Source organism: Pararhizobium polonicum (assembly GCF_001687365.1).
In the GTDB taxonomy this organism is placed as follows: Bacteria; Pseudomonadota; Alphaproteobacteria; order Rhizobiales; family Rhizobiaceae; genus Pararhizobium; species Pararhizobium polonicum.
In genome coordinates, this window is record NZ_LGLV01000015.1 from 171,397 (window position 1) to 196,533 (window position 25,137).

21 protein-coding genes are annotated in these 25,137 nt (G+C 62.3%); 12 read left to right on the top strand and 9 right to left on the bottom strand.

Going from position 1 to position 25,137, the window contains the following annotated elements; all coding sequences use genetic code 11:
- Window positions 1–284: 284 nt before the first annotated feature.
- Window positions 285–1,265 carry an alpha/beta hydrolase family protein gene (locus tag ADU59_RS22865; RefSeq protein WP_068956867.1) on the bottom strand — a complete coding sequence of 327 codons (981 nt, stop codon included), beginning with the start codon at window positions 1,263–1,265 and terminating at the stop codon, window positions 285–287.
- Window positions 1,266–1,452: 187 nt separating this feature from the next.
- The gene (locus ADU59_RS22870) at window positions 1,453–2,100 is read right to left on the bottom strand and encodes a TetR/AcrR family transcriptional regulator (RefSeq protein WP_068956869.1); all 648 of its coding nucleotides are present in this window, start codon (window positions 2,098–2,100) and stop codon (window positions 1,453–1,455) included.
- Between the two features lie 84 nt (window positions 2,101–2,184).
- On the opposite strand from ADU59_RS22870, the gene ADU59_RS22875 reads away from it, so the two are divergent.
- Both ADU59_RS22875 and ADU59_RS22880 read left to right on the top strand, forming a co-directional pair.
- Window positions 2,185–2,805: an NAD(P)H-dependent oxidoreductase gene (locus tag ADU59_RS22875; RefSeq protein ID WP_068956871.1), complete on the top strand. Its 621-nt coding sequence runs from the start codon at window positions 2,185–2,187 to the stop codon at window positions 2,803–2,805.
- Between the two features lie 141 nt (window positions 2,806–2,946).
- The gene (locus ADU59_RS22880) at window positions 2,947–4,362 is read left to right on the top strand and encodes an MFS transporter (protein WP_068956982.1); all 1,416 of its coding nucleotides are present in this window, start codon (window positions 2,947–2,949) and stop codon (window positions 4,360–4,362) included.
- 173 nt (window positions 4,363–4,535) lie between these two features.
- Here ADU59_RS22880 and ADU59_RS22885 read toward each other — a convergent pair whose 3' ends face one another.
- Both ADU59_RS22885 and carB read right to left on the bottom strand, forming a co-directional pair.
- A complete protein-coding gene (locus tag ADU59_RS22885) occupies window positions 4,536–6,509 on the bottom strand; it encodes an acyltransferase family protein (protein ID WP_068956873.1) in 1,974 nt (657 codons plus the stop codon).
- A gap of 84 nt (window positions 6,510–6,593) precedes the next feature.
- On the bottom strand, window positions 6,594–10,079 hold the full coding sequence (gene carB, locus ADU59_RS22890) for a carbamoyl-phosphate synthase large subunit (protein ID WP_068956875.1): 3,486 nt from the start codon (window positions 10,077–10,079) through the stop codon (window positions 6,594–6,596).
- A 496-nt stretch (window positions 10,080–10,575) separates the two neighbouring features.
- Between carB and ADU59_RS22895 the strand changes: the two genes are divergently transcribed.
- Window positions 10,576–11,649, top strand: a complete 1,074-nt coding sequence (locus ADU59_RS22895) for a sensor histidine kinase (RefSeq protein ID WP_068956878.1) — start codon at window positions 10,576–10,578, stop codon at window positions 11,647–11,649.
- A gap of 31 nt (window positions 11,650–11,680) precedes the next feature.
- Here ADU59_RS22895 and ADU59_RS22900 read toward each other — a convergent pair whose 3' ends face one another.
- Window positions 11,681–12,139, bottom strand: a complete 459-nt coding sequence (locus ADU59_RS22900; RefSeq protein ID WP_068956880.1) for a pyridoxamine 5'-phosphate oxidase family protein — start codon at window positions 12,137–12,139, stop codon at window positions 11,681–11,683.
- A 115-nt stretch (window positions 12,140–12,254) separates the two neighbouring features.
- Complete coding sequence (locus tag ADU59_RS22905; protein ID WP_068956882.1) at window positions 12,255–13,283, bottom strand: zinc-dependent alcohol dehydrogenase family protein; 1,029 nt, start codon at window positions 13,281–13,283, stop codon at window positions 12,255–12,257.
- A gap of 189 nt (window positions 13,284–13,472) precedes the next feature.
- On the opposite strand from ADU59_RS22905, the gene ypfJ reads away from it, so the two are divergent.
- From ypfJ to ADU59_RS22920, 3 genes are all read left to right on the top strand, one after another.
- Window positions 13,473–14,405, top strand: a complete 933-nt coding sequence (gene ypfJ / locus ADU59_RS22910; protein WP_068956884.1) for a KPN_02809 family neutral zinc metallopeptidase — start codon at window positions 13,473–13,475, stop codon at window positions 14,403–14,405.
- Between the two features lie 223 nt (window positions 14,406–14,628).
- Window positions 14,629–14,958: a hypothetical protein gene (locus ADU59_RS22915; protein WP_068956886.1), complete on the top strand. Its 330-nt coding sequence runs from the start codon at window positions 14,629–14,631 to the stop codon at window positions 14,956–14,958.
- 64 nt (window positions 14,959–15,022) lie between these two features.
- Window positions 15,023–15,364, top strand: a complete 342-nt coding sequence (locus tag ADU59_RS22920; protein WP_068956888.1) for a hypothetical protein — start codon at window positions 15,023–15,025, stop codon at window positions 15,362–15,364.
- Between the two features lie 233 nt (window positions 15,365–15,597).
- Here ADU59_RS22920 and ADU59_RS22925 read toward each other — a convergent pair whose 3' ends face one another.
- Window positions 15,598–16,593 (bottom strand): aldo/keto reductase, encoded by a 996-nt coding sequence (locus tag ADU59_RS22925; protein WP_068956890.1) that lies wholly within the window; start codon window positions 16,591–16,593, stop codon window positions 15,598–15,600.
- Between the two features lie 120 nt (window positions 16,594–16,713).
- On the opposite strand from ADU59_RS22925, the gene ADU59_RS22930 reads away from it, so the two are divergent.
- From ADU59_RS22930 to ADU59_RS22950, 5 genes are all read left to right on the top strand, one after another.
- Window positions 16,714–17,613, top strand: a complete 900-nt coding sequence (locus ADU59_RS22930) for a LysR family transcriptional regulator (RefSeq protein WP_068956892.1) — start codon at window positions 16,714–16,716, stop codon at window positions 17,611–17,613.
- A 154-nt stretch (window positions 17,614–17,767) separates the two neighbouring features.
- A complete protein-coding gene (locus tag ADU59_RS22935; RefSeq protein ID WP_068956894.1) occupies window positions 17,768–19,024 on the top strand; it encodes a TCR/Tet family MFS transporter in 1,257 nt (418 codons plus the stop codon).
- Between the two features lie 172 nt (window positions 19,025–19,196).
- Window positions 19,197–20,603 (top strand): MATE family efflux transporter, encoded by a 1,407-nt coding sequence (locus ADU59_RS22940; RefSeq protein ID WP_068956896.1) that lies wholly within the window; start codon window positions 19,197–19,199, stop codon window positions 20,601–20,603.
- Between the two features lie 35 nt (window positions 20,604–20,638).
- Window positions 20,639–21,355 (top strand): helix-turn-helix domain-containing protein, encoded by a 717-nt coding sequence (locus tag ADU59_RS22945; protein WP_068956898.1) that lies wholly within the window; start codon window positions 20,639–20,641, stop codon window positions 21,353–21,355.
- Window positions 21,356–21,424: 69 nt separating this feature from the next.
- Window positions 21,425–22,186, top strand: a complete 762-nt coding sequence (locus tag ADU59_RS22950) for a sulfite exporter TauE/SafE family protein (protein WP_068956899.1) — start codon at window positions 21,425–21,427, stop codon at window positions 22,184–22,186.
- A gap of 59 nt (window positions 22,187–22,245) precedes the next feature.
- Here ADU59_RS22950 and carA read toward each other — a convergent pair whose 3' ends face one another.
- The gene (gene carA, locus ADU59_RS22955; RefSeq protein ID WP_068956901.1) at window positions 22,246–23,451 is read right to left on the bottom strand and encodes a glutamine-hydrolyzing carbamoyl-phosphate synthase small subunit; all 1,206 of its coding nucleotides are present in this window, start codon (window positions 23,449–23,451) and stop codon (window positions 22,246–22,248) included.
- A 283-nt stretch (window positions 23,452–23,734) separates the two neighbouring features.
- On the opposite strand from carA, the gene ADU59_RS22960 reads away from it, so the two are divergent.
- Window positions 23,735–24,193, top strand: coding sequence for a GatB/YqeY domain-containing protein (locus ADU59_RS22960; protein ID WP_068956902.1), 459 nt, complete (start codon window positions 23,735–23,737; stop codon window positions 24,191–24,193).
- Here the strand turns inward: ADU59_RS22960 and ADU59_RS22965 are convergent.
- On the bottom strand, window positions 24,127–25,050 hold the full coding sequence (locus tag ADU59_RS22965) for a hypothetical protein (RefSeq protein WP_244506487.1): 924 nt from the start codon (window positions 25,048–25,050) through the stop codon (window positions 24,127–24,129). The genes ADU59_RS22960 and ADU59_RS22965 overlap by 67 nt on opposite strands.
- Window positions 25,051–25,137: the final 87 nt, after the last annotated feature.

Sequence of the window (25,137 nt, forward strand, 5' to 3'; positions counted from 1 at the left end):
CAAAAGAAAACGGTCACCGGAGCGTTAACCCCGGAACCGTGAGAAACATTTGAACGACGCTTATAGCAGAAAGCGGAGTGCAAAAGCCAGATTATTCGGAGACGGGTGCAAGCCGGGGGAAGCCCGTCCCCGGCCAAAACCAGCGGAAATTGTATCCGGGGAGGTCTGCGGCGTCTCGCGGCAGCGTTGAGGCCACAAGGCCGGAGAAATCAGTCGATGATCGGCGGTTCGGGATCGGCGCGGGCCATGTATCGACGGTTGATACGTCATGGGTTTCGGGTCAGTCAATTCGTGACCCGATTGGATTGTGGAGGCATTGCCTGCAATGTCTGCAGAATTGCATTTGTCTCCGTCCCGTTGGCGCACAGTCCGGTAGCAGCCTCACCGAAGTCGACAAGGCTGTGATATTTGGGAGCGAGCGCCTTTTTGAGCGCCAGCATCCATGCCGCGTGCCCTCGCGATTTCAACCCATCGAAATAGAGCTTCTGGGTCGAAAAGGGGATATTCGTTTCCCGCGGATCAGCCAGCACAAATATCCGGCGATCGGGTTGCTCGGGTATTTTATCCAGTGCATCGTAGGGATCGAAAAATACCTCCGTTTTCAATCGCTTGGAGAATCCGCGCCGCTTCAATCGTTCCCGATATGCGGCAGCGGCTGAGGACAGAACTGCACATTGAAGATCGTCGCGCCGGGCAAGAAACTCGGCAGCGAGCGTGCCGCCTCCGCTGTGTCCTCCCAATGCCCAGCGACCGATATGGTAGCGGGCTTTCAGAGCGTCGATCTGAGCAGCCATCAGCTTGGCCTCCAGAGGTGTATGCCTGATGTCATAATGCTTGCCGGCGCTGCCATAGCTGCCCGGTCGGGCGATGAAAATCCAAGGGACACCATAGCGGTCGGACAGGGACTTTGACTGTGCGATCATTGAGGCGACGCCGAGCCCCTTTTGATGGCCGACACTTTTCGGACCACCCATGACATCCCCCGGCATCCACGCGGCGACCACGCGGTTCTCGCCTTCTTGGTTGAGCCCGGCTGCATAGTATCTGAGGCAATATCCTTTGCCCTCGACTGTCACCCAAACGGCTGTCTGGCGAGCCTCCATTTCCTTGCACACTGAAAGGCTTATTTGAATTCCGGTGATGACCTCGGCCGGATCGAACATTTCATTGTCTGGCTTTGATTGCGCCATGGCTATGGCCGGCCAAAATGCGAGAGCCATTTTCATGAGACATATCTTTTGCAATCCACGAAAGATATCGAGCATCGTCACATCCCCGGATACACGATTGTTATCGTGGCCGGATTGTTAGGGCCGGAATTGGGCAGCAAGACAGTTAAAGTTTTACGAGTGGGATTCATGTTTAAGAAAGCATGAATCTCGCGTCTGTCCTGACCGCCCGTTCGGCGCCTCGACACGGGGCTCCCGTGAAACAGACATCACCCGTGGCGATCTAAACGCCGATTGCATGGAGCGTGCTGTCGCGTGTGCTTCTGCCAACCATCGCGACAATCGTTTCAAAGAGCTCGTCCTGCGCCTGCGCGGCGGTGATATCCCCGGTCGTGGCGGCATGGGACAGGGCCTCTGCCGCGCCGAGCATGGCCCAGAGACCGGCCGGTGGGAGGGGGGCGGCGCCGGAAAATGGCGTCAGTGCAACCCGGCATTTCTCGATGAAGACTGCCTCGTAGGCACGCTTGATCCTTGCAAGTTCGGGTGAACCTGCCAGTGCGGCGATGATGCCGGGGATTTCCCGTCCCTGGAGAAGCACGCACTCGATGTAGGACGACGCAATGACCAAGGCTCTGCCCTTCAAGCTCGGCTCGCTCGCCTGAAGCGCGGCGTCCATCAGCATGGTCTGGCGCGCGTCGAATTCCTGATAGAGCGCCGCCAGCAGTCCCGGGCGCGTGGTGAAATGGTCGTAGACGACGGGTTTGGTGATGCCCGCCTGCTCGGCAAGGTGTCCGAGCGTCAAGGCCTCCGTTCCGTCTTCCCGGATCACCCGCCATGCGACGTCCAGAAGCTGGCGGTGCCGCTCTTCGCGCGACAGCCGGCGGCGCGGTTGCGCAGGGGAAGCCTGTTTTTTCGTCTCGGTGCTTGACATTCGTTATATACCAAAAGTAACTTACTAAAAGTATACAAGCTGCGGCCTTCGTCCGCAATGCGTCCATCAGCAGGAGTTTTTCCCATGCATGCGCTCATCGTTGTCGCCCATCCGGATCCCAAATCACTCAGCCATAGCGTCGCCGCGCATGTTGCCGATGGCGTCTCGCTGTCCGGCGCCGGTCATTCCGTTGAGATCGCCGACCTTGCGGCGGAAGGTTTCGATCCGAGATTCACCATGGCCGATCTGGCTCTCCATCGCCGGGAGGTGCCGGCTTCTGCCGATGTTGCCGCCGAGCAGGCGAGGATTGACCGCGCCGATGCCTTGGTGCTGGTTTTCCCCGTCTACTGGTGGTCCATGCCGGGGCTTCTCAAGGGATGGATCGACCGTGTCTTTTCCAATGGCTGGGCTTACGAGGAGGGCCCGGATATCAAGCCGGTGAAGAGGCTTCGCCACCTGCGGGTTCATCTCGTCGGTATCGGCGGCGCCAATGCGCAAACCTATGCGCGGCATGGCTATTCCAGCGCCATGAAGACCCAGATCGATCACGGAATATTCGACTATTGCGGCGCATGTGTCGCGACCTCCACGTTGCTGCTTCCATCCGAAACGCTGGATGCACAGTTCCATCTGGATGCGGCGGTGGCTATCGGCCGCAATCTTTTCGATGCACCCGGGGGATGCAAGGCAAGCGAGGCCGCATGAACCGGCATGTCTCGAACCGTTAAAAATATGAAATCGTAAAATAGTGCTTTACCTCAACCGCGCTTGAGGTTGTAACAGTCTCGCTTCCTCATTGGAGACGGAAGCATGACGATTGAAAATACCCCCTCTATGGACGAGACAATGACCGGCGGCGCGGAGCGGTCAGCCGGTTGGGGCGAATTGCTGCAGCCGCGTTACCTTGCCTCGATAATCACGCTTTGCCTTGGCGTTGCCCTGTTCGCCTTCAATGAGTTCTTCATCTCCACGGCCCTGCCGACGGCGGTGGAAGAGCTCGGTGGCGCCGCCCTCCTGTCCTGGGCCTTCACCCTTTATCTCGTCTTCGCGATTATCGGCGGTCTGGTGGCGGCCAATCTGAAACAGCGATTCGGCGCCAGGAATACGCTTCTCGCGGCCGCTACGGTGTTCGTCGCGGGCACCGTGCTGGCAACCTGCGCCACCGATATGATGCAGGTGCTGGGCGGGCGTCTGCTGCAGGGGGCGGGCGAGGGCATTGTCGCCGCGCTTTGCTATGCGCTGATCCCCGAGCTTTTCCCCTCCCGCCTGGTTCCGAAAGTTTTCGGTGCCGAAGCGATCGTCTGGGCCATGGCCGCCTTTTCCGGGCCGCTGGTTGCCGGCGGACTGACGGAGCATTTTTCCTGGCGTGCTGCTTTCTTCGTCAGCATTCCCGCTGCGGCCATCTTCATCGCCCTTGTGCTCGCCATCGTTCCGCGCGGCGTTTCCGGCTCAGGGCAGGTGTCGCCCATCCCCTTTGCCCGGCTGGCCGCGGCCGGGGCCGGGATCCTGATGATTTCCCTGTCGGGTATCGCCGGCGGAGCAGCGTTCATGGCCTCGTTGCTGGCGGGGGCTGCCGTGGTGCTTGTCGCGGTCGTCTGCCTCGACCGGCGTTCAGCCAATCCGGTCTTGCCCGGGGCTGCTTTCACCGTCCGCAAGGCACTGGGAACGGGGCTTTGGGTGATCCTGCTGATGCCGCTGGCGCAGGCGGCGGGATCGGTCTTCCTCGTCTATAGCCTGCAGCATCTCTGGAGGCTCGGGCCGACCGCGGCAGGGGCGCTCAGCGCGGTCATGGCGATCTCCTGGAGTCTGAGCGCCATCGGCGTTGCCACCCTGCGGTCGCTGGCATTGCGCAACCGGATCATGCTGATGGGCCCGGTTCTGCTCCTGGCGGGGCTTGCGGCCGTGATGATCGCAATCGCAACCGGCACGCTCTGGCTCGTGCTGCCCGGGCAGGTGATGATCGGCGCCGGCTTCGGCATCTCCTGGGGTACGCTCAGCCAGTTGATGATGGATGTGTCCACCGATGCGGAGCGCGACCGGACATCGGCCATGCTGCCGACCCTGCAATCGGCCGGCTATGCCATCGGTGCCGCCGTCTTCGGCCTTGTCGCCAATATCATGGGGTTCGGCGCGGCCGCGTCCGAGGCGACGATGCGCAATGCAATGCTGCTGGTGTTTGCAACCGGATGCGCGGTCGCCGCCACTGCGGTGCTGTTCGCCCTGAGAACGGCCCGTCTTGCCCGTACCGAGGCCAAATTCTAAGTTTTCCGGATGACGGATGGGACGCGCTCACGGACGCCCCATCTGCTGACGCCGGTGCAGTTGCGCAATTCGGTCCAGCAACTTCGAAAGGTTACCGCTGGCGCCCGGCCTTCTAATCGTGGGCGATGCGCAATCGACGGGGTCGAACGGATAGGGACCGGGATATTGATCTTCTATTTTAAGATTGCGTCTCTGAGAAGCGGTTCGATCAGCGCTATTCCGGCAGGGCTCAAATGGTCGTCATCGATATAGAGCGCCTTTCCCCCGGTGCTCGTCCGGCACTGCTTTTCGTCGCATAGCAGTGTATGCGGATAAAGGACCTTTACCCCATCGATGGCACCGAGGCTTGCAAGAAACGATAGGACATCCTTTTGACGGGCGTCGAATATTGGCCGCTCAATCGGAAAGCGGTCATCCTCGCCGCGCATCAGCGCCTTCGTCATCTCCAGGGGAACGTTGAAGCCAGCTTCGGGAACGGGGGCGATGATGACCACACGGCGCCCGGTTGCCCTGATGGTTTCGACCGTTTGTTTCAGCATGGCCTGGAAGACCTTGCGGTTCGTGCCGGGATCGCCATCACCCAGGGAATTCAGGTGTTCCTGCGGTTCGTTCGCTGTCGGATGTCCCGTGTCGTAGACCGCCCAGCGTGCGTGCAGGATCACGGTGGTGATCGCATTCGGCCCGAGCAGCGTCGCCATGCGGGAAAAGCGCTCGACGCAGTCGTTGAAAAAGGGGACCGACAGACGTTCCAGATCGAGAAGAGGCGGGCAACCGCCGCGCGTCAGCAGGTGGCCTGCCATGCCGTTGGCCGACGCGATTGCCGCAAGCCCGCCGGCAAGGGCTTCAGAGTGGGAATCGCCCATCAGCAGGAACGTTTCCGGCGTATTCGGTTTGCCGATCGTGCAATCCATTCTTTCCGCGTTATCGGGCAGCGCCTGGGTGGTGTTGACGCAGATATTTGCCAGATTGACGCGCACCGGATTCGCGGCGACGAAATCTGTGGCTGCGGGCGGCAGGCGCCCCGGTAGCCCGTCGCCGTGCCTGATGATCTTGGTGACCAGAAGGCAGGCGAGAATGGCGGCCACTCCGAGCGCAATGACATGTGTCGCCGGCAGCCGCGCACCGCGCCGGCGCGCCGGCTGCTCGAGCAACGCATAGGACAGCACCGAGACGAGCGTCGCTGCCGCAAGGAGAGCGATCCTTTCCACAGGCCCGATGGCTGCGCCGTACCGGAAGATCGCGAAAGCGAGGAACGGCCAGTGCCAGAGATAGAGGGAATAGGATATCTTCCCGAAAAAGACGAATGGAGCCGTCGAAAGAACGTGGCCGGTCATCGTGCGTCCGGCTGTGTTGGCATGGATCACGAGCGCCGTTCCCAAACAGGGAACGAATGCGGCAAGGCCTGGAAAATCGGTGGCATCGGTATAGACGGCAGCACTGATGAGGATGAGCGCCAGTCCGGTCAGGCTCTCCACTTCCGCAAGACGGGAATTTTTCAGCGGCGGAACGAGCCCCAGAGCCAGCGCCGCCCCGGTCATCAGTTCGAACGCACGGGAAGGCAACATATAGAACGACAGCGGGGGATTATGGAAAAGCGAAACGGATGAAAACGCCAGAGATGCAAAAAAGAGCAGCAGGAAACCGGTCAGACGCGCACGCGGGAAGCGCAGGACGGCAAGCAGAAGAAAGGGTGCGACGATATAGAACTGTTCCTCCACACCGAGCGACCATGTATGCAGCAACGGCTGCGTGATCGCATCCGGTGCGAAATAATCGGCTTCCCTGTAAAAATAGATGTTCGAATAGGAGCCAATCGCCGCCATGGTGGCGCCAGCCAGCCGCCTGTAGTCCACGGGCGGAAACCAGAGCCATCCGCCGACCAGGCACACCACCAGCATGGCGAGGAGCGCGGGAAAAATGCGCAGCACCCGGCGCTTGTAGAACGAGAGAAGCGAAAACGTCCCTTGCGCGCCTTCCTCCAGGATGATGGAGGAAATGAGAAACCCCGAAAGCACGAAGAACACATCGACGCCGACAAACCCTCCGCCGAGAAAGCCGAGGTTCGCGTGATAGATCATGACGCTCAAGACGGCGATTGCACGCAGGCCATCGATCTCGGGTCTGTATGCCAGTTTGCCTAACGCCATCGTGTCCGACCGCAATCTACATAAACTCCGCCAGGGCGGACTGTGGGTCTGCGCGCCGGATCACCGATCCCATCGCCGATTGGCTCAGAAATAGCTCTGCAACGTCCGGACCTCAAGGCTTCCGGCCTTCAGCGCCTTGATCGCCCGGGCGGCGGCTTCCGCACCCGCCATCGTCGTATAATACGGCACCTTCTGCATCAGCGTCGCGCGGCGCAGCGATTTCGAGTCCGAGATCGCCTTGGAGCTGTCGGTCGTGTTGATGACCAGATGGACCTGGCGGTTGCGGATGGCGTCCTCGATATGCGGACGGCCTTCCTGGACCTTGTTGATCTTGGTGGCGGTGATGCCGTTTTCGCCGAGGAAGCGGGCGGTGCCGCCGGTTGCCAGTACCTTGAAGCCGATCTCGGTCAAGTGGCGGATGGCGGGCAGGACGCGTTCCTTGTCCTCGTCACGCACCGACACGAACACCGTGCCTTCACGCGGCAGGTCGACGCCGGCGCCGAGCTGGGCCTTGGCGAAGGCCAGCGCAAAATCGGTGTCGAGGCCGATGACTTCGCCGGTCGAGCGCATTTCCGGGCCGAGCAGGATGTCGACGCCGGGGAAGCGGGCGAACGGGAAGACGGCTTCCTTGACGGCGATGTGGTTCAGCTTGCGCGGATCCGGCTTCTTGCCATAGGCGGCAATGGCGTCGTCGAGCTTTTCGCCGGCCATGATGCGGGCGGCGATCTTGGCGATCGGCGCGCCGATGGTTTTCGCCACGAAGGGCACGGTCCGGGAGGCGCGCGGGTTGACTTCCAGCACGTAGATCGTGCCGTCCTTGATGGCGTACTGGACGTTCATCAGGCCGCCGACGTTCAGCGCCTTGGCCATCGCCTTGGTCTGGCGCTCCAGTTCGTCGACGATCTCGTCGGACAGCGAGTAGACCGGCAACGAGCAGGCCGAGTCACCCGAGTGAATGCCGGCTTCCTCGATATGCTCCATGATGCCCGAGACGAACACCGTCTCGCCATCGGACAGCGCGTCGACGTCGACTTCGACGGCGTTGGTCAGGTAGCTGTCGAACAGAAGCGGGTTTTTGCCGAGCAGCGTGTTGATCTGGCCGGTCTTGTCGTTGGGGTAGCGCTGCTTGATGTCTTCGGGAACGAGGCCCGGAACGGTGTCGAGCAGATAGGTCTGCAGCATCGATTCCGAATGGATGATCTGCATGGCGCGGCCACCCAGAACATAGGACGGGCGCACGACCAGCGGGAAGCCGATTTCGGATGCGACGAGGCGGGCCTGTTCGACCGAATAGGCAATGCCGTTGTTCGGCTGGTTGAGGTCGAGCTTCATCAAAAGCTTCTGGAACCGGTCGCGGTCTTCAGCCAGATCGATCATGTCGGGAGCCGTGCCGAGGATCGGAATGCCGTTCTTTTCCAGCGCTTCGGCCAGCTTCAGCGGCGTCTGGCCGCCGAACTGGACGATGACGCCGTGCAGCACACCGTTTTCCTGTTCGGCGCGGAGAATCTCGATCACGTCTTCGGCGGTCAGCGGCTCGAAATAGAGGCGGTCGGAGGTGTCGTAGTCGGTCGAGACCGTTTCCGGGTTGCAGTTCACCATGATCGCTTCATAGCCGGCATCCTTCAGTGCGAAGGCGGCGTGGCAGCAGCAATAGTCGAACTCGATGCCCTGGCCGATGCGGTTGGGACCGCCGCCGAGGATGACGACCTTCTTCTTGTCGGAAATCTGCGCTTCCGAGCGGGCGGCTCCATCGAACGGTGTCTCGTAGGTCGAGTACATATAGGCGGTCGGCGAGGCGAATTCGGCAGCACAGGTGTCGATGCGCTTGTAGACGGGGCGCACGTTCAGACGGTTGCGCAGTTCGGCCACTTCCTTCGGTCGGCTCTTGGAGAGCGTCGCCAGGCGTGCGTCGGAAAAGCCCATGGCCTTCAGCATGCGCAGGTTTTCGGCGTCATCCGGCAGGCCGTGCTCGCGCACGCGCGCTTCCATGTCGACGATCGCCTTGAACTGGGCGATGAACCACGGATCAATCTTCGAGCCGTCGTGCACGTCGGCTTCCGACATGCCCATGCGCAGCGCCTGGGCGACCATGCGCAGGCGGTCCGGCGTCGGCGTGCCGATGGCGGCACGGATGGCGTTGTGGTTGTCGCCGGTTTCTTCAAGACCGGGGATCTCGATCTCGTCGAGGCCGGTGAGGCCGGTTTCGAGGCCGCGCAGCGCCTTTTGCAGCGATTCGGCAAATGTGCGGCCGATGGCCATGACTTCGCCGACCGACTTCATCGCGGTCGTCAGTGTCGTGCCGGCGCCCGGGAATTTTTCAAAGGCAAACCGCGGGATCTTGGTGACGACATAGTCGATCGAGGGTTCGAACGAAGCAGGCGTCGCACCGCCGGTGATGTCGTTGTCGAGTTCGTCCAGCGTGTAGCCGACGGCGAGCTTGGCGGCGATCTTGGCGATCGGGAAGCCGGTGGCCTTGGAGGCCAGCGCCGACGAGCGCGAGACGCGCGGGTTCATCTCGATGACGACGAGGCGGCCGTTTTCCGGGTTGACGGCGAACTGCACGTTGGAGCCGCCGGTCTCGACGCCGATCTCGCGCAGAACCGCGATCGAGGCGTTGCGCATGATCTGGTATTCTTTGTCGGTCAGCGTCAGGGCAGGGGCAACCGTGATCGAATCGCCGGTGTGCACGCCCATCGGGTCGATGTTCTCGATCGAGCAGATGATGATGCAGTTGTCCGCCGTATCGCGGACCACTTCCATCTCGTATTCCTTCCAGCCGAGCACCGATTCCTCGATCAGCACTTCGGTCGTCGGCGAGGCGTCGAGGCCGGAACCGATGATTTCGAAGAATTCCGAGCGGTTATAGGCAATACCGCCGCCGGTGCCGCCCATGGTGAAGGACGGGCGGATGATCGCAGGCAAGCCAATGGTATCGAGCGCCTGCGCGCCGATCGCCATGGCGTGGCTCATGTAGCGCTGCTTGCGGTCGGTCTCGCCGAGGTTCCAGGTGTTTTCCAGATCGTCCAGCGCGGTGTCGAGTTCGGCACCCGAGAGAGAGGCCTTCAGCTTGTCGCGCTCGGCGACATGCAGCTTGCGGTCGATATCCTTGATCTCGGTGGCGTTGGCCAGCAGCGACTTGGGCGTCTCCAGCCCGATGCGCGACATGGCTTCGCGAAACAGCGCCCGGTCTTCAGCCATGTCGATGGCCTCGGGCTTGGCGCCGATCATCTCGACATTGTAGCGGTCGAGCACGCCCATTCTTTTCAAGGAGAGAGCCGTGTTGAGCGCCGTCTGACCGCCCATGGTGGGCAAAAGCGCATCCGGGCGTTCCTTGGCAATGATCTTGGCGACCACTTCAGGCGTGATCGGCTCGACATAGGTCGCGTCCGCCATGTCGGGATCGGTCATGATGGTCGCCGGGTTGGAGTTGACCAGGATGACCCGGTACCCCTCTTCCTTCAGCGCCTTGCACGCTTGTGTGCCGGAATAGTCGAACTCGCAGGCCTGGCCGATGACAATCGGTCCCGCACCGATGATGAGGATCGATTTAATGTCTTGGCGCTTTGGCATGGTCTCTATCCGCTTTTTCAGCTTGCGCGAAAAACCGGCCAGGGTGGGATATCACCGGCCGGGGCGCGCATGCTTGATCTTTTCAGGCTAGAAGCGGCTTATAGGGAAATGTGAGGGGGAGCGGAACCCCGAAAATGCAGGTTTCGACAGGAAAAGTGAAGACGGAAGCCTGTCGTGTTGCCGGTCATTTAGCCTTCACCTATTTGGTGCGGAGGGCTGACTGCTGTGTTCACACATGTCGAATATCCCTACCGCCTCTACCGCATTGACGGGAATGGCGAAAACGGGCTGGACTGGGTGCCCGTGTCGCTGAGATCCCGCTGGTGGCCGCGATTACCGTTTCACTGTGGCAAAACATCAGTGCTGTCCGGAGCGTGAATTTTGCGGTGGCCCCAGATGGAGGGGGACGGGGACGACGATAGGGTGTAGGGTTTGCCCGGGTACGGGCTCCCTCGCTTGAAGAGGCAGCCGGCAAGTCCGGAACGGGCACGACCACATGATCAATTTTGAGAATCTCGAAGACGCGCGAATGCTTGCGCAGGCAATCGTCAATACGATCCACGATCCGCTTCTCGTTCTCGACAAGCGCTTCCACGTGCTGGCCGCCAGCCGCTCCTTTTATGAGACATTCAAGGTGAATGCCGAGGATACGTATGGCCAACTGCTCTATACGCTTGGCGATGGCCAATGGGACATACCGGCGCTGCGCCTGCTGCTGGAAACGATCATTCCGGCGCAGACCGCCATGAACGGTTTCGAGGTCGAGTATGACTTTCCCGGTCTCGGCCAGAGAATCATGCTGCTGAACGCGCGGCAGGTGGTCTATGGCGAGGGTTCCGGTACGACGATCCTGCTCGCCTTCACCGATATCAGCGCCCGCCGCGCGATCGAGCGCGAGAAGGACCTCCTGCATGAACGGACCGAGGAACTGCTGCGCCAGAAGGGCGTCCTGCTTCAGGAGATGCAGCATCGTGTCGCCAACAGCCTGCAGATCATTGCCAGCATCCTGTTGCTGAAGGCTCGCGCGGTGACATCGGAGGAGACGCGCCGCGATCTGCAGGATGCGCATCAACGGGTGATGTCGGTTGCCGAGGTTCAGCGCCATCTTCACGTGACCGGCGGTATCGACCAGATCGAGGTCGGCTCCTATCTGTCGACGCTGTGCAGCAGCCTGGGCTCTTCGATGACGGGCGAGAGCCAGCCGATTGAGATCAAGGTGTCGGCTGAAATCGGCCGGATCGGTTCGGACCAGGCTGTCAGCCTCGGCCTCATCGTCACCGAACTGGTCATCAACGCCATCAAATATGCTTTTCCTGCCCTCAATCCCGAAGCATCCATCGTCGTGTCCTACGACGTGAACGGCAGCAACTGGAAGCTCGTCGTTTCCGACAACGGCGTCGGAAAAGAGACCGTGCCGGACGCCAAGTCCGGCGGCGGACTGGGGACCGCCATCGTGCAGGCGCTGGTCAAGCAGCTTGACGCACAGATAGAAACGGTATCGGACGCAACCGGAACGGCCGTGTCGATCACGCATGCAACCTTCAGCGCGCGGTTGCCTGAAGCGGCTTAACGGTTCCGGTCATCTTCTGAACATGGTCGTCTTACGTATCGGCGACGGATGACTGCCGGCCGGTCACGCTGTCGATGTGGATGGTGAAAAAGACCGGTGCCATCGCCTTTTCACCGGTAGCGGCCGCGCCGGGCTTCAGGGCTCCCGGCTCCCACCAGCTTGCCCGTTTTTCCAGGAGGGACCAGGCGTGAAGCCGTTCATCGTGCCATTGCGCGTCGTCCGGAAATTCTTCATATCGGCCCTCGACGACGACGCTTTGCCAGTCCTCGTTGTCCTTGATCTCGCCGACCTGGACGCAGACGTTCGGGTTGGTCCTCAACCAGTCGATTTTCTGCCCCGGCATCGAAAAGCTGTAGAGGCTGGGAGATTCAAAAACATACTGGATCGGCACCACATAGGGCCGGTTGTCCCTGGCGCAGGCCAGGTGGGCGATATGGCCTCGCGACAGGACGTCGGCGCAGTTCTCGCTGCTCATGTCTTTCACGATCATCGGATAGATTCCTTCCGGACATCGATTGCCCATCGACCATCATAGCACGCTTCGTGGCCCGGTTTCTTTAAATCGGGTGCCGGAAGACGGACGGCCGCAGGCTGAAGGCCGGATTTTACCGCGATGCTGCGACCACCAGCACCTTTACCTCTCCCGCCGCAGGCGGATTGCGGATCACCTCCGGCGCCTCCTCCAGCGTGATTGTTCGCGAGATCAGCTTCTCGACGTTGATCACGCCGGATGCCACCAGATCGGCCGCGCGGCGGTGGGTGAAGGGGTTGATGAAGGAGCCGAGCACGCGCAGCTCCCGGAAGAGAATATCGAACGGCTCGATGCGGACCGTCTCGCCCTGTGCCATGACACCGAGGATGACAACGGTGCCGCCGGCCTTGGCAAGCCGGGGTGCCTGTTCGACCGTTTCGGCAACGCCGGCACATTCGATCACCACATCGACACCGCCCGGAACGAGCCCGTCAGGCCCCGTGATCCGCGCGATGATATCGCTGGCGGAGGGATCGACGCTGGCCGTGGCGCCCAGTTCTTCTGCCAGCGTCCGCTTGGCTTGCTGCCTTGTGGAGAGAATGACGGTGGTGGCACCCGCCAGCCGTGCCAGCTGCACCGTCAAAAGCCCGATGACGCCGCCGCCGAGCACGACGACGGAGGAGCCGGCCTTGATCTGTGCCATGTCGATGCCGTGCAGGCAGCAGGCCAGCGGCTCGCAGAAGGCCCCGTGGTTCGGGTCGAGGCTGAGTGGAATCTCGAAGGCCTGCTTCTGCGGGACGATGACATAATCGGCGAAACCGCCGTCGCGGCTGATGCCGATGGCCTTCAGGTTGCGGCAGAGATTGGCGCGGCCCGCCTGGCATTGCGGGCATTGGCCGCAGGAAATGTTGGGATCGCCGGTGATCCGCGCGCCGAGCTTGAAGCCTTTGACGCCGCTGCCGATCGCCTCGACGATGCCGGAGAATTCGTGGCCGAGGGTGACCGGCGGCGTCGAGGGAAACTCGCCGTGCAGGAGATGGCGGTCGGTGCCGCAGATGCCGCAGGCCTCGACGCGGACCAGAAGATCGTCCGGCCCCGGAACGGGTTTTTCAACCTCGCGCACGAAAAGATTGCCGATCGATTCCAGACGCATGGCCTTCATGTCACCGTTCCTCCCAAAACAAGTACGGTCATAGTGGCATGCGCGATGGCCGGCTGCCAACGGCCGATCCGCTCTTTTTGGGGGTGAAAAACTTTGTTGTTTTGACCTTGTACAAAATCGCAACTGGCGCGTTATATGGTCTGGAAACGATGAGACGGCCGCCAGAGGCCGGGACGGGGAGATTGCAGTATGGAATGGAAGGGTCGCCGCCAGTCGGGCAATATCGAGGACGAACGCGGAGCCGGTCCGGTCCAGGGCGGCATGGGCGGCAATCCGTTCGGGCGCGGCGGCGGCTTCCGCCTTCCGACAGGCGGCGGTGGCCGTGGCGGTGGCATGAGCATCGGCACGATCATCTTCCTTGTCGTCATCTATTTCGTGCTCAAGATGATGGGCATCGACATGCTGCAGATCATGGACGGCGGCCAGGTCAGTTCGCCGGGTGTCGAGCAGAGCCAGACGCGGTCACCGCAGGGCTCGGCGCAGGAGGAAGAAACCAAGGCCTTCGTTGCCACGGTGCTGGCCGAAACCGAAGACACCTGGAACGGCATCTTCCAGGCGAGCGGCCAGACCTATGTCGAACCGAAACTCGTCCTCTTCCGTGACGGCATCAATTCCGCCTGCGGCATGGCATCCTCGGCCAGCGGCCCATTCTATTGCCCGGGCGACCAGAAGGTCTATCTCGACATGGCCTTCTTCGACGAACTGGCGCAGCGCTTCGATGCGGCCGGCGATTTCGCCGAGGCCTACGTGATCGCCCACGAGGTCGGCCATCACGTGCAGAACCTGCTCGGTATCCTGCCGAAGGTGAACGCCCAGCGCCAGCGCATGAGCGAGGCCGATTCCAACCAGATGTCGGTGCGCGTCGAACTGCAGGCGGATTGCTTCGCCGGTATCTGGGGCAAGTATACCCAGCAGAAGGGTCTGCTGGATCAGGGCGATCTCGAAGAGGCGCTGAATGCCGCCACCCAGATCGGCGACGACACGCTGCAGAAGCGCACCCAGGGTTACGTGGTTCCCGAGAGCTTCAACCACGGCACGTCGGCGCAGCGCTCGACCTGGTTCAAGCGCGGCTTCGACAGCGGCAAGCTGTCCGCCTGCGATACGTTCAACGGCAATATCTGACCGGCCGCCGGCGCACCTCGTTCCGGTGCGCCGGCTGTTTTCTCCTCGTGGCAGGCCCATGATGGCCCGTATGCGCGAAAAATTGTCCACCGTCGCAAGGCGGCGGATCGCAAAAGCAACGCGGCAACCTATATCTCTCCTGAATGCGGCGGCACGCCGGCGTAAGGCCGGCTGAACGCTGGACGGCAGTGCCGAACGTTGAACGGCAGTGAAGGAGAATAGCATGCGGAAATTTATCGCCCTCGCGGCAATCGCGCTGGCCCTGTCGGCGGCGGCCCCCGCGAGCGCCACCGAGACGCTCGGCACCATTCTTTTCGGCAGGCCTTCGGAGCCGGGCATTGCCGTGATCATCCTGCGGCCCAGCCATCACGATGACGATCAGGTGCCGGTGATCTACCGCCATCCGTCGGCGGCCACGCTGGCGCGCGCGCAAGACGAAATCGCCACCAATCCGGTCATCAGGGCCTCTCTGGAGCGCCGGAATATCCGGCCGTACAACGTGCTGGCCATTCAGACCGCCCTTAACGGCGGCAAGATCATTTATGTGAAGTGACCGTCGCGTCGAGGACGATGCAGCGCAAGGACCTGAAACCGCTGATCTTGTGAGGAGAAAGACCGTGAAGAAAGCCGCCACCTTTGTTCTGGCCGCCGCCCTTCTATCCGCCGTTGGCGCCGGTTCGTTTGCACAAACCGCCCATGCCCAGAGGGCGCATTCGACCCGGCAGGCGAGCACCAGCGTTACCGTCATCATCATCCGGGATTATATCGGCCCGGACGATTTCCAGCAGGTGCCGATGACCTATCGCAATCCGTCGGCGCAGACCTATGCGCGCGGGCAGGAGGAGATACGCTCCAATGCCGATATCCGGGCGATCCTGCAAAGACGCGGCATTCCATTCCGCAATGTCACGGGTGTCCAGACCGCCTTCAACGGCGGCAAGATCGTCTATGTGCGGTGATCGCGTGGGCGCTCCGTCGTAGTCCACAAACGTCTCGGCAGTCTCCCTCTTCTCCCCATCGGGGAGAACGTGCCCGGAGGGCGGATGAGGGGGCGGCTGGCTCAGAATATGCGGCGACACCCCTCATCGTCTCGCTTTGCTCGACACGTCTCCCCGTTGGGGAGAAGAGGGAGAGCGGCGCCAATACTGCGCAATCCATATGCGATAGCCCCTCAACGGGGGGGAAGTCGACTTCACTTCTCGCTGTCCATATGCGCCAGCATCGCCTCGGGATAACGGCCGCCGGCAGCCGCATTCTTCGGCACCGCCGCTTCGATGGCGGTGAGATCGGCGGCGGACAATTGCACGCCCTGCGACCCCAGCGCTTCACTCAGCCGCTCGACCGTGCGGGCGCCGATAACCGGCACGATGTCGCTGCCTTGCGCCGTCACCCAGGCGATGGCGATCTGTGCGACCGAGACGCCTTTGGCATCGGCGATCACCCGCAGCGCCTCGACGAGCGCGAGATTGCGGTCGACATTCTCGCCCTGGAAGCGCGGGCTGTGGGCGCGGAAATCGCCCTTGCTCTGGCCGTCGCCCTTCTGCCAATGGCCGCTGATCAGGCCGCGCGACAGCACGCCGTAAGCGGTGATGCCAATGCCGATATCGCGGCAGGCGGGCAGGATCGCATCCTCGATACCGCGCGAAATCAGCGAATATTCGATCTGCAGGTCGACGATCGGGTGCACGGCAGCGGCGCGGCGAATGGTGTCTGCGCCGACTTCGGACAATCCGATATGACGGACATAACCGGCCTGGATCATGTCGGCGATGGCGCCGACCGTATCCTCGATCGGCACGTTCGGATCGAGCCGGGCAGGGCGGTAGATGTCGATATAATCGACGCCGAGCCGTTGCAGTGTATAGGCGACGAAATTCTTCAGCGCCGCCGGGCGGTTGTCCATGCCGTTGAAGCCACCGCTAACGTCGCGCAACGCGCCGGTCTTGACGCTGATGACAGCCTTGTCGCGGGCGATACCCTTCAGCGCTTCGCCGATCAGCATCTCGTTATGGCCCATGCCGTAGAAATCGCCGGTGTCGATGAGGTTGATGCCGGCATCGAGCGCCGCATGGATGGTGGCGATCCCGTCCGCCCGGCCGGAAGGACCGTACATGCCGGACATGCCCATGCAGCCGAGACCGAGCGTCGAGACCGATGGGCCGGTCTGGCCGAGCTGAACATATTTCATGGCGTTTCTCCTGTTGTCGCCGCTGCAACTGCGGTGTCGTGTTCCGGATGAGGTTTTACCGCGAAAGGCTTTGTGCGATAATCCGTCTCAAGGCGCACAAGCTGTTTGGAAAACCATACAATGACCGATCTGCCGCTGGCCGACCTCGATGCCTTTACCGCTGTGGCGCGCGAGCGCAATTTTCGCGCCGCCGCCCGCAAGCGCGGCGTCTCGGCATCGTCGCTGAGCGAAGCCCTGCGGCGGCTCGAGCAACGTCTGGGCGTGCGCCTACTCAACCGCACCACCCGCAGCGTCACCCTGACGGAGGCGGGCGAACAGCTGATGGAGCGGCTGTCGCCGGCGCTCGGTGAGGTTGCCCTGGCGCTCGACCGGATCGGCAGCTTTCGCGACACCGCCACCGGAACCCTGCGCCTGAATGTCGCCACCGTCGTTGCCCGCGCCGTCCTGCCGGATCTCATCGCCGATTTCCTCAAGGCCTATCCCGGCATCACGCTGGAGGTCAGCGCCGACGACAGTTTCATCGACGTGCTGGCCGCCGGCTTCGATGCGGGCGTGCGCTACGATGAACGGCTGGAAAAGGACATGATCGCGGTGCCGATCGGCCCGCGCCGCCAGCGGTTCGTCACCGCCGCATCGCCCGCCTATCTGCTGGCCCATGGCGAGCCCCGTCACCCGCGCGACATCCTCGATCACGCCTGCATCCGTCACCGTTTTGCCAGTGGCACCATGCATTCGTGGGAGTTCGAGCGCGGCGACGAGGTTGTCCGGATTTCGCCGAAGGCCCGCATCATCGCCAATACGCTGGAGCTGGAAATCAGCGCCGCGATCGCCGGGCTCGGCATCATCGCCACCTTCGAGGAGTTCCTGGCGCCTGCGATCGCCCGTGGCGAACTGGTGCCCATCCTTGAGGACTGGATGCCGGACTTTCCCGGCCCCTATCTCTATTATGCCAGCCGCAAGCACATGCCGCCGCCGCTGCGGGCCTTCGTCGATTTTCTGAAGAGCCGGCCGAGACAATAGCCTCTCCCCCACATCAATGTTCCCGAAGCAATCATCACGAACATTGAAATGTTCACGTATTGTTTCGATCTGAAAACTTCGATACAGACGATTTGCCGGTTCCTGTTCGCGTTCTGTATCCGTCCGCGGCCGGATGCCAAGAGAGGTTTGTTCGATGATTGATCCCAAATCAGCGCGGCGCGGACTGTCCCTCGTCTTTGTCATCCTGTTCCTCGATATCATGGGCATCGCCATCATCGTGCCGGTGCTGCCGGCCTATCTGCGGGAACTGACGGGCGATACGATCAGCGCGGCGGCGGTCGATGGCGGCTGGCTGCTTCTGGTCTATTCGGCCATGCAGTTCGTCTTTGCGCCGCTGATCGGCAACCTGTCGGACCGCTTCGGCCGCCGGCCGATCCTGCTGGCCTCGGTGCTGACCTTCGCGCTCGACAACCTGATCTGCGCACTGGCGGCAACCTACTGGATGCTGTTCGTTGGCCGGGTGCTGGCCGGCATCAGCGGCGCCAGCTTCTCGACCGCCGCCGCCTATATCGCTGATGTCAGCGACGATACCAACCGCGCCAAGAATTTCGGGCTGATCGGCATCGCCTTCGGCACGGGCTTTGCGCTCGGGCCCGTGCTTGGCGGGCTTTTGGGCGAGTTCGGCCCGCGCATTCCCTTCTATGGCGCTGCCGCCTTGTCCTTCCTCAATTTCGTGGTCGCCTGGTTCCTGCTGCCGGAAACGCTGGAAAGCCACAACCGCCGCCGCTTCGAATGGAAGCGTGCCAATCCGCTCGGCGCGCTGAAGCAGATGCGAAATTATCCCGGCATCGGCTGGGTGCTTCTGGTGTTCTTCCTGTTCTGGCAGGCACATGCCGTCTATCCGGCCGTCTGGTCCTTCGTCTCCTCCTACCGCTATGGCTGGAGCGAGGGGCAGATTGGCCTGTCGCTCGGCATCTTCGGTGTCTGCGGCGCGCTGGTCATGGCTTTCGTGCTGCCGCGCGCGATCCCGCGTCTGGGCGAATGGAAGGCCGGTGCCGTCGGCCTGATCTTCACCGGGCTTGGCCTTGCCGGTTATGCCTTCGCCTTCCAGGGCTGGATGGTCTATGCCGTCATCCTCGTCACCTGCCTGGAAGCACTCGCCGATCCGCCGTTGCGCAGCATTGCGTCTGCCAAGGTGCCGCCATCGGCGCAAGGGGAGCTGCAAGGCGCGCTGTCGAGCATTTCCAGCTTCACGACGATCCTCGGGCCGCTGATGTTCGCGCAGATCTTCAGCACCTTCACCGCGCCGCAGGCCACCGTCACCTTCGCCGGTGCCCCCTATCTGCTTGCCGCCGTCTTCGTGGCCGCCGCCGTGGTGATCTATTTTCTGAAGGTGCGGCCCACACCCGCGACGGCGCAAGACGGCAATGATCTGGCGCAGGCGGCGTGAGGCGATTTCGGGCGCTAACGCCCGAAAAACGATCAACTTTTGTGATGTTTAGATGAAAAAATAAGCGATTTTACCTTTGCTGCTGGTGCTTTATGGCCGGTTGTTCTATTTCCGTCTCTTCCGTCGTGCGGCCCATTCCGGCTGCGACGAAGCCAAAGGCTAGACTTTCATCATGCTGACTTCGACCCCAGATCAGGCGGCCGGCCGCACCGATAATTCCTGGTGGGCGCATTATCGCGCCAGCATCGTGCTGGGTGTGCCCTTCGTCGGCGCCCAGCTGGCGCAGTTTGCCATCCATGCCACCGACGTGCTGATGGTCGGCCGGCTCGGGACGTCCGAGCTGGCGGCGATGGTGCTGGCGGCGCAGATGTTCTTTACCCTCTTCATCTTCGGTTCCGGCTTTGCCAATGCCGTCGTGCCGATCGTGGCGCAGGCGCAGGGACGGGGAGACCGTGTCGCCGTTCGCCGCGCCGTGCGCATGGGCATGTGGGCGGTACTTGGCTATGGCGTGCTGACGATGCCTGTTCTCTGGGAGGCGGAAACCGTGCTGCGGATGCTGGGCCAGCAGCCCGATGTGGCAGCCCTTGCCGGCAGCTATCTGCGCGTCGCGCTCTGGTGCATGTTCCCGGCCCTGCTGTTCATGGTGTTGCGCGGTTTCCTGAGCTCGCTGGAGCGCGCCGGTATCATCCTCTATGTGACGATCATCGTGCTGCTCAGCAATGCGGCGCTGTGCTACGTCTTCATCTACGGGCATTTCGGCGCGCCTGCGCTTGGTATCGTCGGCGCCGCCATTTCGGCGCTGGTGGTCAACACGCTGAGCTTCGTGCTGCTCTATGCCTATATCCAATACCAGCCGCAGACCCGCTCCTACGAGATCTTCGTACGCTTCTGGCGGCCCGACTGGCCGGTGCTGAAGGAGGTCGTCAAGCTCGGCCTGCCGATCGCCGTCACCATCCTGGCCGAGGTCAGCCTGTTCACCGTCGCCTCGCTGTTGATGGGCATGATCGGCACCGTCGAGCTTGCCGCGCATGGCATCGCGCTGCAGTTCGCCTCCATCGCCTTCATGGTGCCGCTCGGGCTGGCGCAGGTCGCCACCGTGCGCATCGGCCTTGCCCATGGCAGGCGGGATGCGGAAGGGATCAAGCGGGCGGCGATCGCCGTTCTTGTCATCGGCTGCGGCTTCGCCCTGATCGGCAGCGCGGTCTTTGCGCTGTTCTCGCACGAGCTTGCCGCGATGTATCTCGATACGCGCCGGCCGGATGCGGCGCAGGTGCTTGCCTATGCCGGCCCGCTGATCGTCATTGCCGGCGCGTTCCAGCTGGTCGATGGCGTCCAGGCGCTGGCCGCCGGCATGCTGCGCGGCCTGAAGGACACCACCGTGCCGATGGTTCTGGCGCTGGTGTCCTACTGGGCGATCGGCTTCGTCGCCGCCTATCTGCTCGCCTTCCATGCGGGGCTCGGCGGTATCGGCGTCTGGTACGGCTTTGTGATCGGCCTGGCCGCCGCCAGCATCTCGCTGACATGGCGGTTCTTCCGCTTTCTGTCGCAGGAGAGGAAGCTGTTGGCCTTGCCGGTCTGAGGCAAGCGAAGCCAGCCTGCGAAGGAGGGGATTGGATGCACGCCGCAGTGCCGGGCCGTTGGTCCTATCGTCGCGACCGCGATCGCCCGGATGTCGAATATGGCGTCTGGGAGGGAACCGTCGCGCCCGACGTCGCCGTGCATTTTCACCCGCAAAACCAGCTGACGGTCGTGTTGTCCGGCGGGCGCACGTTCCAGGCCGGACATCGGGTTTTCACGGTTTCGGCCGGGCAATGCCTCCATATCCCGGCCGGTTTGCCGCATAAGAGCCTGCCCGTTGCCCACCCCGGCACCCGCTGCCTCAACATCTATCTCGATCTGCAGGGGCTCGGCGGAGAGCCGATGGTTGTCGCCGTGCCGGACATTGCGGCGGATGCGCAGGCCGCGCTATCCGCGCTGCCCCGGATCGTCGGCCATCTGCTTCGTTCGGCAGGCCGTGCGGGCGGACGCAGTCAGGCCACCGGAATGGGTGTTGCGCTCCTGTCCGGCCGCGAGCCGCTCGGTGCGATTGCTGCCCGCAACCGGTTGAGCCGCGAAGGTTTCAGCCGGCAGTTCACCCGCAAGACCGGTATTCCGCCCAGCGGCTATCGCCTTGTCAGTCGCCTCAACGAAGCCCGCCTGCGCCTGCGCGGCGACATATCGATCGCAGATCTGGCGGCCGATCTCGGGTTTTCGGATCAAAGCCATTTTGGCCGCCATTTCCGCCGTGTCTTCGGTATCAGCCCCGATGCCTACCGCAAGGGCATGCGATAGGCCGCATTTCCGTCCGGGCCGGTCACAAACGTTCCAGACAACTTTGCCGCCGGGCGTTATCTGTTCCGGATGGACACAGGCATCATTCTTCTTCTCTTTGCGGCGGGCGTGGTCGGCGGCATCGTCAATGCCATTGCCGGCGGCGCCACGCTGATCACCTTTCCGGTGATGCTGATGGCCGGGCTGCCGCCGGTGGCGGCCAATGCCTCGAACGCGGTTGCCATTTCGCCCGGCCATCTGCTCGCCGCGATCGCCGACCGCGAAAAGATCCCGCCGCTCGACCGCGCACTTTGCCTGTCCATCGCGGTGTCCATTGCCGGCGGGATGATCGGCGCGCTTCTGCTGCTGGCGCTGCCCGACCGGCTTTTCGTCCTGCCGGTTCCAGCCCTGATTGGCTTTGCCACCCTATTGTTTGCCTTTGCGCCGCATCTGCAGAGATGGACGGCCCGGCGGAGAATGGACAGCCGGCCATCGTCCGTTGCCGGTGCCTGCGTTCTTGGCGGCGCGTCGATCTACGGCGGCTTTTTCGGCGCGGGGCTAGGGATCATCCTTTCGGCAATCCTGTCCATCGCCGATCCCGGCGATATCCGCCGGGTCAAGGTCTTGAAGAACCTGCTGGCCACCGGCGTCAGTCTGGCCGCGATTACGATTTTCATCGTTCAGGGCAGGGTGTACTGGCCGCAAACGGCCGTGATGCTGTTCGGCGCTCTGGCCGGCGGCTATATCGGCGGCTTTCTGGTTCGCATTCTTCCGGCCCGAGCCGTCCGCATCGCGGTCATCGTCGCCGGAACCGTGATGACGGTCGTCTATGCGCGGCGCTACTGGTTCTAGCCCAAACGGAAAAGGCCCGCATCGAGCGGGCCTTTCGCAATCCATTTATTGTCGGGAAATCAGCGCTCTGCGAGTGCCGGTTCGCCCTTCTTCTCGCGCACCAGGTTGATGAAGCGGCGGAAGAGGTAGTGGCTGTCCTGCGGGCCCGGCGAGGCTTCCGGATGGTGCTGCACGGAGAACACCGGCTTGCCGGTGAGGCGCAGGCCGCAATTGGTGCCGTCGAACAGGGAAACGTGAGTCTCTTCAACGCCTTCCGGCAGGGAGTTCGAAGCCACCGCGAAGCCGTGGTTCATCGAGACGATCTCGACCTTGCCGGTCGTATGATCCTTCACCGGATGATTGGCGCCGTGGTGGCCCTGATGCATCTTCTCGGTGGTGGCGCCGAGCGCCAGGCCCAGCATCTGGTGGCCGAGGCAGATGCCGAACAGCGGGATATCGCTCTTGATCAGTTCCTGGATAACCGGAACCGCATATTCGCCGGTCGCAGCCGGATCGCCCGGGCCGTTCGACAGGAAGATGCCGTCCGGCTTCTGCGCCAGAACCTCTTCGGCCGATGTCGTTGCCGGCATCACGGTGACCTTGCAGCCGAGGCCGGCGAACAGGCGCAGGATGTTGCGCTTGATGCCATAGTCGAGCGCCACGACATGGTACGTCGTGTCGGCGTCCGCCAGTTGGTCATAGCCTTCGTTCCACACCCAGGGCTTTTCGCTCCAGCGCGAGGTCTGGCCGGAGGAGGCGACCTTGGCAAGGTCGAGGCCTTCGAGCCCGCTCCAGGCTTTCGCTTCCGCCTTCAGCGTCTCGATGTCGAAGACGCCGTTCGGGTCGTGGGCGATCACGGCGTTCGGGGCGCCGTTTTCGCGGATCCAGGCCGTCAGCGCCCGGGTGTCGATGCCGCAGAGGCCGATGATGCCGCGTGCCTTCAGCCAGGCGTCGAGATGTTTTGCCGCGCGGTAGCTGGAGGGGGCGGTGATGTCGGCCTTGAAGATGACGCCGACTGCGCCGTGGCGGGCTGCCGGCGTCAGGTCCTCGATATCCTCGTCATTGGCGCCGATATTGCCGATATGCGGGAAGGTGAAGGTGACGATCTGGCCGAGATAGGACGGGTCGGTCATGATCTCTTCGTAGCCGGTGAGCGCGGTGTTGAACACCACTTCGGCCTGTACCTTGCCGGTGGCGCCGATGCCCTTGCCTTCGATGACGGTGCCATCGGCCAGAACGAGCAGGGCGGTTGGTTTTGCGGTGGTCCAGGGAGCGGTCGCGGTCATTGTCTTCATCCCGTTCAGGCGGCGCTTGGCGGACGTTCGGGGGAACGTCGGCCGGGGCCGTTTTGGTTCGCAGGCGTGAAGAGGCGGGCGATGGACGCGCGCTGTCAGGCCTGGTCACGATGTTTGTGCAGGTGACGGTCAATAACTGTGGTTTCCGGCAACGTCAATCTTGAAGGCACGCTGAACAGGCTTTTCCTTCAGCTTTTACCGTGGAAAGACGCAATTCGTTTGCTCCCGGTTGTCCGGCTGGTTTATGGAACGTCATCAAACAGGAGTAAGGACAATGATGCGCGATCAACTCGCTGCCGCCCTCAAGGATGCGATGAAATCGAAGGATGCGGCGCGGCTTTCCACCGTCCGTCTGGTTCAGGCCGAGATCAAGACCCGCGATATCGCCAATCGTGGCGCCGGCAAGGGCGAGGCCAGCGATGACGAAATTCTGCAGATCCTGGCAAAGATGGTCAAGCAGCGCGAAGAATCGGCGAAGATCTACGAAGACAACGCCCGTCCGGAGCTTGCCACCAAGGAACGCGCCGAGATCGTCGTCGTGCAGGGCTTCATGCCGAAGCAGCTGTCGGAAGCGGACGTCCGGGCCAATGTCGCGTCAGCCATCGCCGAGGTCGGCGCGAGCGGTCCGAAGGACATGGGCAAGGTCATGGCGGTGCTGAAAGAGCGCTATGCCGGCCAGATGGATTTTTCCAAGGCGTCGGCCGTGCTCAAGGAATTGCTGACGGCTGCCTGACCCGATAATGCCGGCGCGGTCTCCTGATGGAAGGCCGCGTCGATGATGGCGAATTTCTCGGCCTGATAGGTCCAGTATTCCTGCACGAAGCCTTGTGACAGCCAGAGCGTGTTTGTGCCGGAGACTGTCTCGAAACCGAGGCTGCCCATGGCGGCGGCCCTGGTGATCAGGCGCTTGAGGTGGGTCTTGGAAATCCGGTAGCACCGGCAGATCTCGGCCGATGAGATTGGCCCGATCCGGGTGCGTGGCGCGGCCGGGTCGAAATCCTTTATCAGCGCGATAAAACAATCCATCACCACTCCACCGGAATTGGCCCAGGTAAACAGATTGAAGGTCTCGCCGGGGTTGCGCACCGCGTGATTTTCCAGAATTCCCTGCGCGATGGCGGGCTGCAGGCTTGCAAACAGTGTCTGGTTTTCTGCAAGCGTGACGGCCCTTTTGCCGTCGTCCAGCATGTCGAGAATGGCAAGATGCGTGTAGAGCCATTTGACGACGGACTGCACCGCCACATCCGTCGGCTCCAGTGGCCGCATGCGGTGGTCCGGCGGATTGTCGCTGTAGCGGGCGAAGCGGTAGGCGAGCATTTCCTGAACGAAGGTGCCGGCGGTGTTGCGGCTGGCAATGCCGTATTCCACGGCGTTCACAACAAAACGTTCGGCATAGAGGCCCTTGCTCGGACCAGCCTGGCGGTAATGCAGCGACAAGCCCAGTTGCGCCATCAGCCAGCGCTGCTGGGAAGCAAAGATCGAGCTCAATCGCGGATTTTCCACAAACTGCGCCGTCATCTGCCGCGCATTCTCCTGCATGGCGGCAAAAAAGACGGTGTTGGACGCAAGATCGCTTGCAACGAGGGGCATCGGGCGGTTTCCGGAGCTTGGGCAGCGATTCATTGCCTGTTCTTCCTCCGGCATCAACGGCCCATTTTGGGCATATGCCATATCGAG

Bases quoted from the DNA above. Each gene is read 5' to 3' on its own strand.
- ADU59_RS22885 (WP_068956873.1), bottom strand. From the start codon at position 6,509: ATGGCGTTAGGCAAACTGGCATACAGACCCGAGATCGATGGCCTGCGT.
- ADU59_RS22960 (WP_068956902.1), top strand. From the start codon at position 23,735: ATGATGCGCGATCAACTCGCTGCCGCCCTCAAGGATGCGATGAAATCG.
- ADU59_RS22950 (WP_068956899.1), top strand. From the start codon at position 21,425: ATGGACACAGGCATCATTCTTCTTCTCTTTGCGGCGGGCGTGGTCGGC.
- ADU59_RS22900 (WP_068956880.1), bottom strand. From the start codon at position 12,139: ATGATCGTGAAAGACATGAGCAGCGAGAACTGCGCCGACGTCCTGTCG.
- carA (WP_068956901.1), bottom strand. From the start codon at position 23,451: ATGACCGCGACCGCTCCCTGGACCACCGCAAAACCAACCGCCCTGCTC.
- ADU59_RS22915 (WP_068956886.1), top strand. From the start codon at position 14,629: ATGCGGAAATTTATCGCCCTCGCGGCAATCGCGCTGGCCCTGTCGGCG.
- ADU59_RS22895 (WP_068956878.1), top strand. From the start codon at position 10,576: ATGATCAATTTTGAGAATCTCGAAGACGCGCGAATGCTTGCGCAGGCA.
- ADU59_RS22945 (WP_068956898.1), top strand. From the start codon at position 20,639: ATGCACGCCGCAGTGCCGGGCCGTTGGTCCTATCGTCGCGACCGCGAT.
- ADU59_RS22865 (WP_068956867.1), bottom strand. From the start codon at position 1,265: ATGCTCGATATCTTTCGTGGATTGCAAAAGATATGTCTCATGAAAATG.
- ADU59_RS22905 (WP_068956882.1), bottom strand. From the start codon at position 13,283: ATGAAGGCCATGCGTCTGGAATCGATCGGCAATCTTTTCGTGCGCGAG.
- ADU59_RS22940 (WP_068956896.1), top strand. From the start codon at position 19,197: ATGCTGACTTCGACCCCAGATCAGGCGGCCGGCCGCACCGATAATTCC.
- ADU59_RS22965 (WP_244506487.1), bottom strand. From the start codon at position 25,050: ATGCCCCTCGTTGCAAGCGATCTTGCGTCCAACACCGTCTTTTTTGCC.
- ADU59_RS22935 (WP_068956894.1), top strand. From the start codon at position 17,768: ATGATTGATCCCAAATCAGCGCGGCGCGGACTGTCCCTCGTCTTTGTC.
- ADU59_RS22930 (WP_068956892.1), top strand. From the start codon at position 16,714: ATGACCGATCTGCCGCTGGCCGACCTCGATGCCTTTACCGCTGTGGCG.
- ypfJ (WP_068956884.1), top strand. From the start codon at position 13,473: ATGGAATGGAAGGGTCGCCGCCAGTCGGGCAATATCGAGGACGAACGC.
- carB (WP_068956875.1), bottom strand. From the start codon at position 10,079: ATGCCAAAGCGCCAAGACATTAAATCGATCCTCATCATCGGTGCGGGA.
- ADU59_RS22875 (WP_068956871.1), top strand. From the start codon at position 2,185: ATGCATGCGCTCATCGTTGTCGCCCATCCGGATCCCAAATCACTCAGC.
- ADU59_RS22880 (WP_068956982.1), top strand. From the start codon at position 2,947: ATGACCGGCGGCGCGGAGCGGTCAGCCGGTTGGGGCGAATTGCTGCAG.
- ADU59_RS22870 (WP_068956869.1), bottom strand. From the start codon at position 2,100: ATGTCAAGCACCGAGACGAAAAAACAGGCTTCCCCTGCGCAACCGCGC.
- ADU59_RS22925 (WP_068956890.1), bottom strand. From the start codon at position 16,593: ATGAAATATGTTCAGCTCGGCCAGACCGGCCCATCGGTCTCGACGCTC.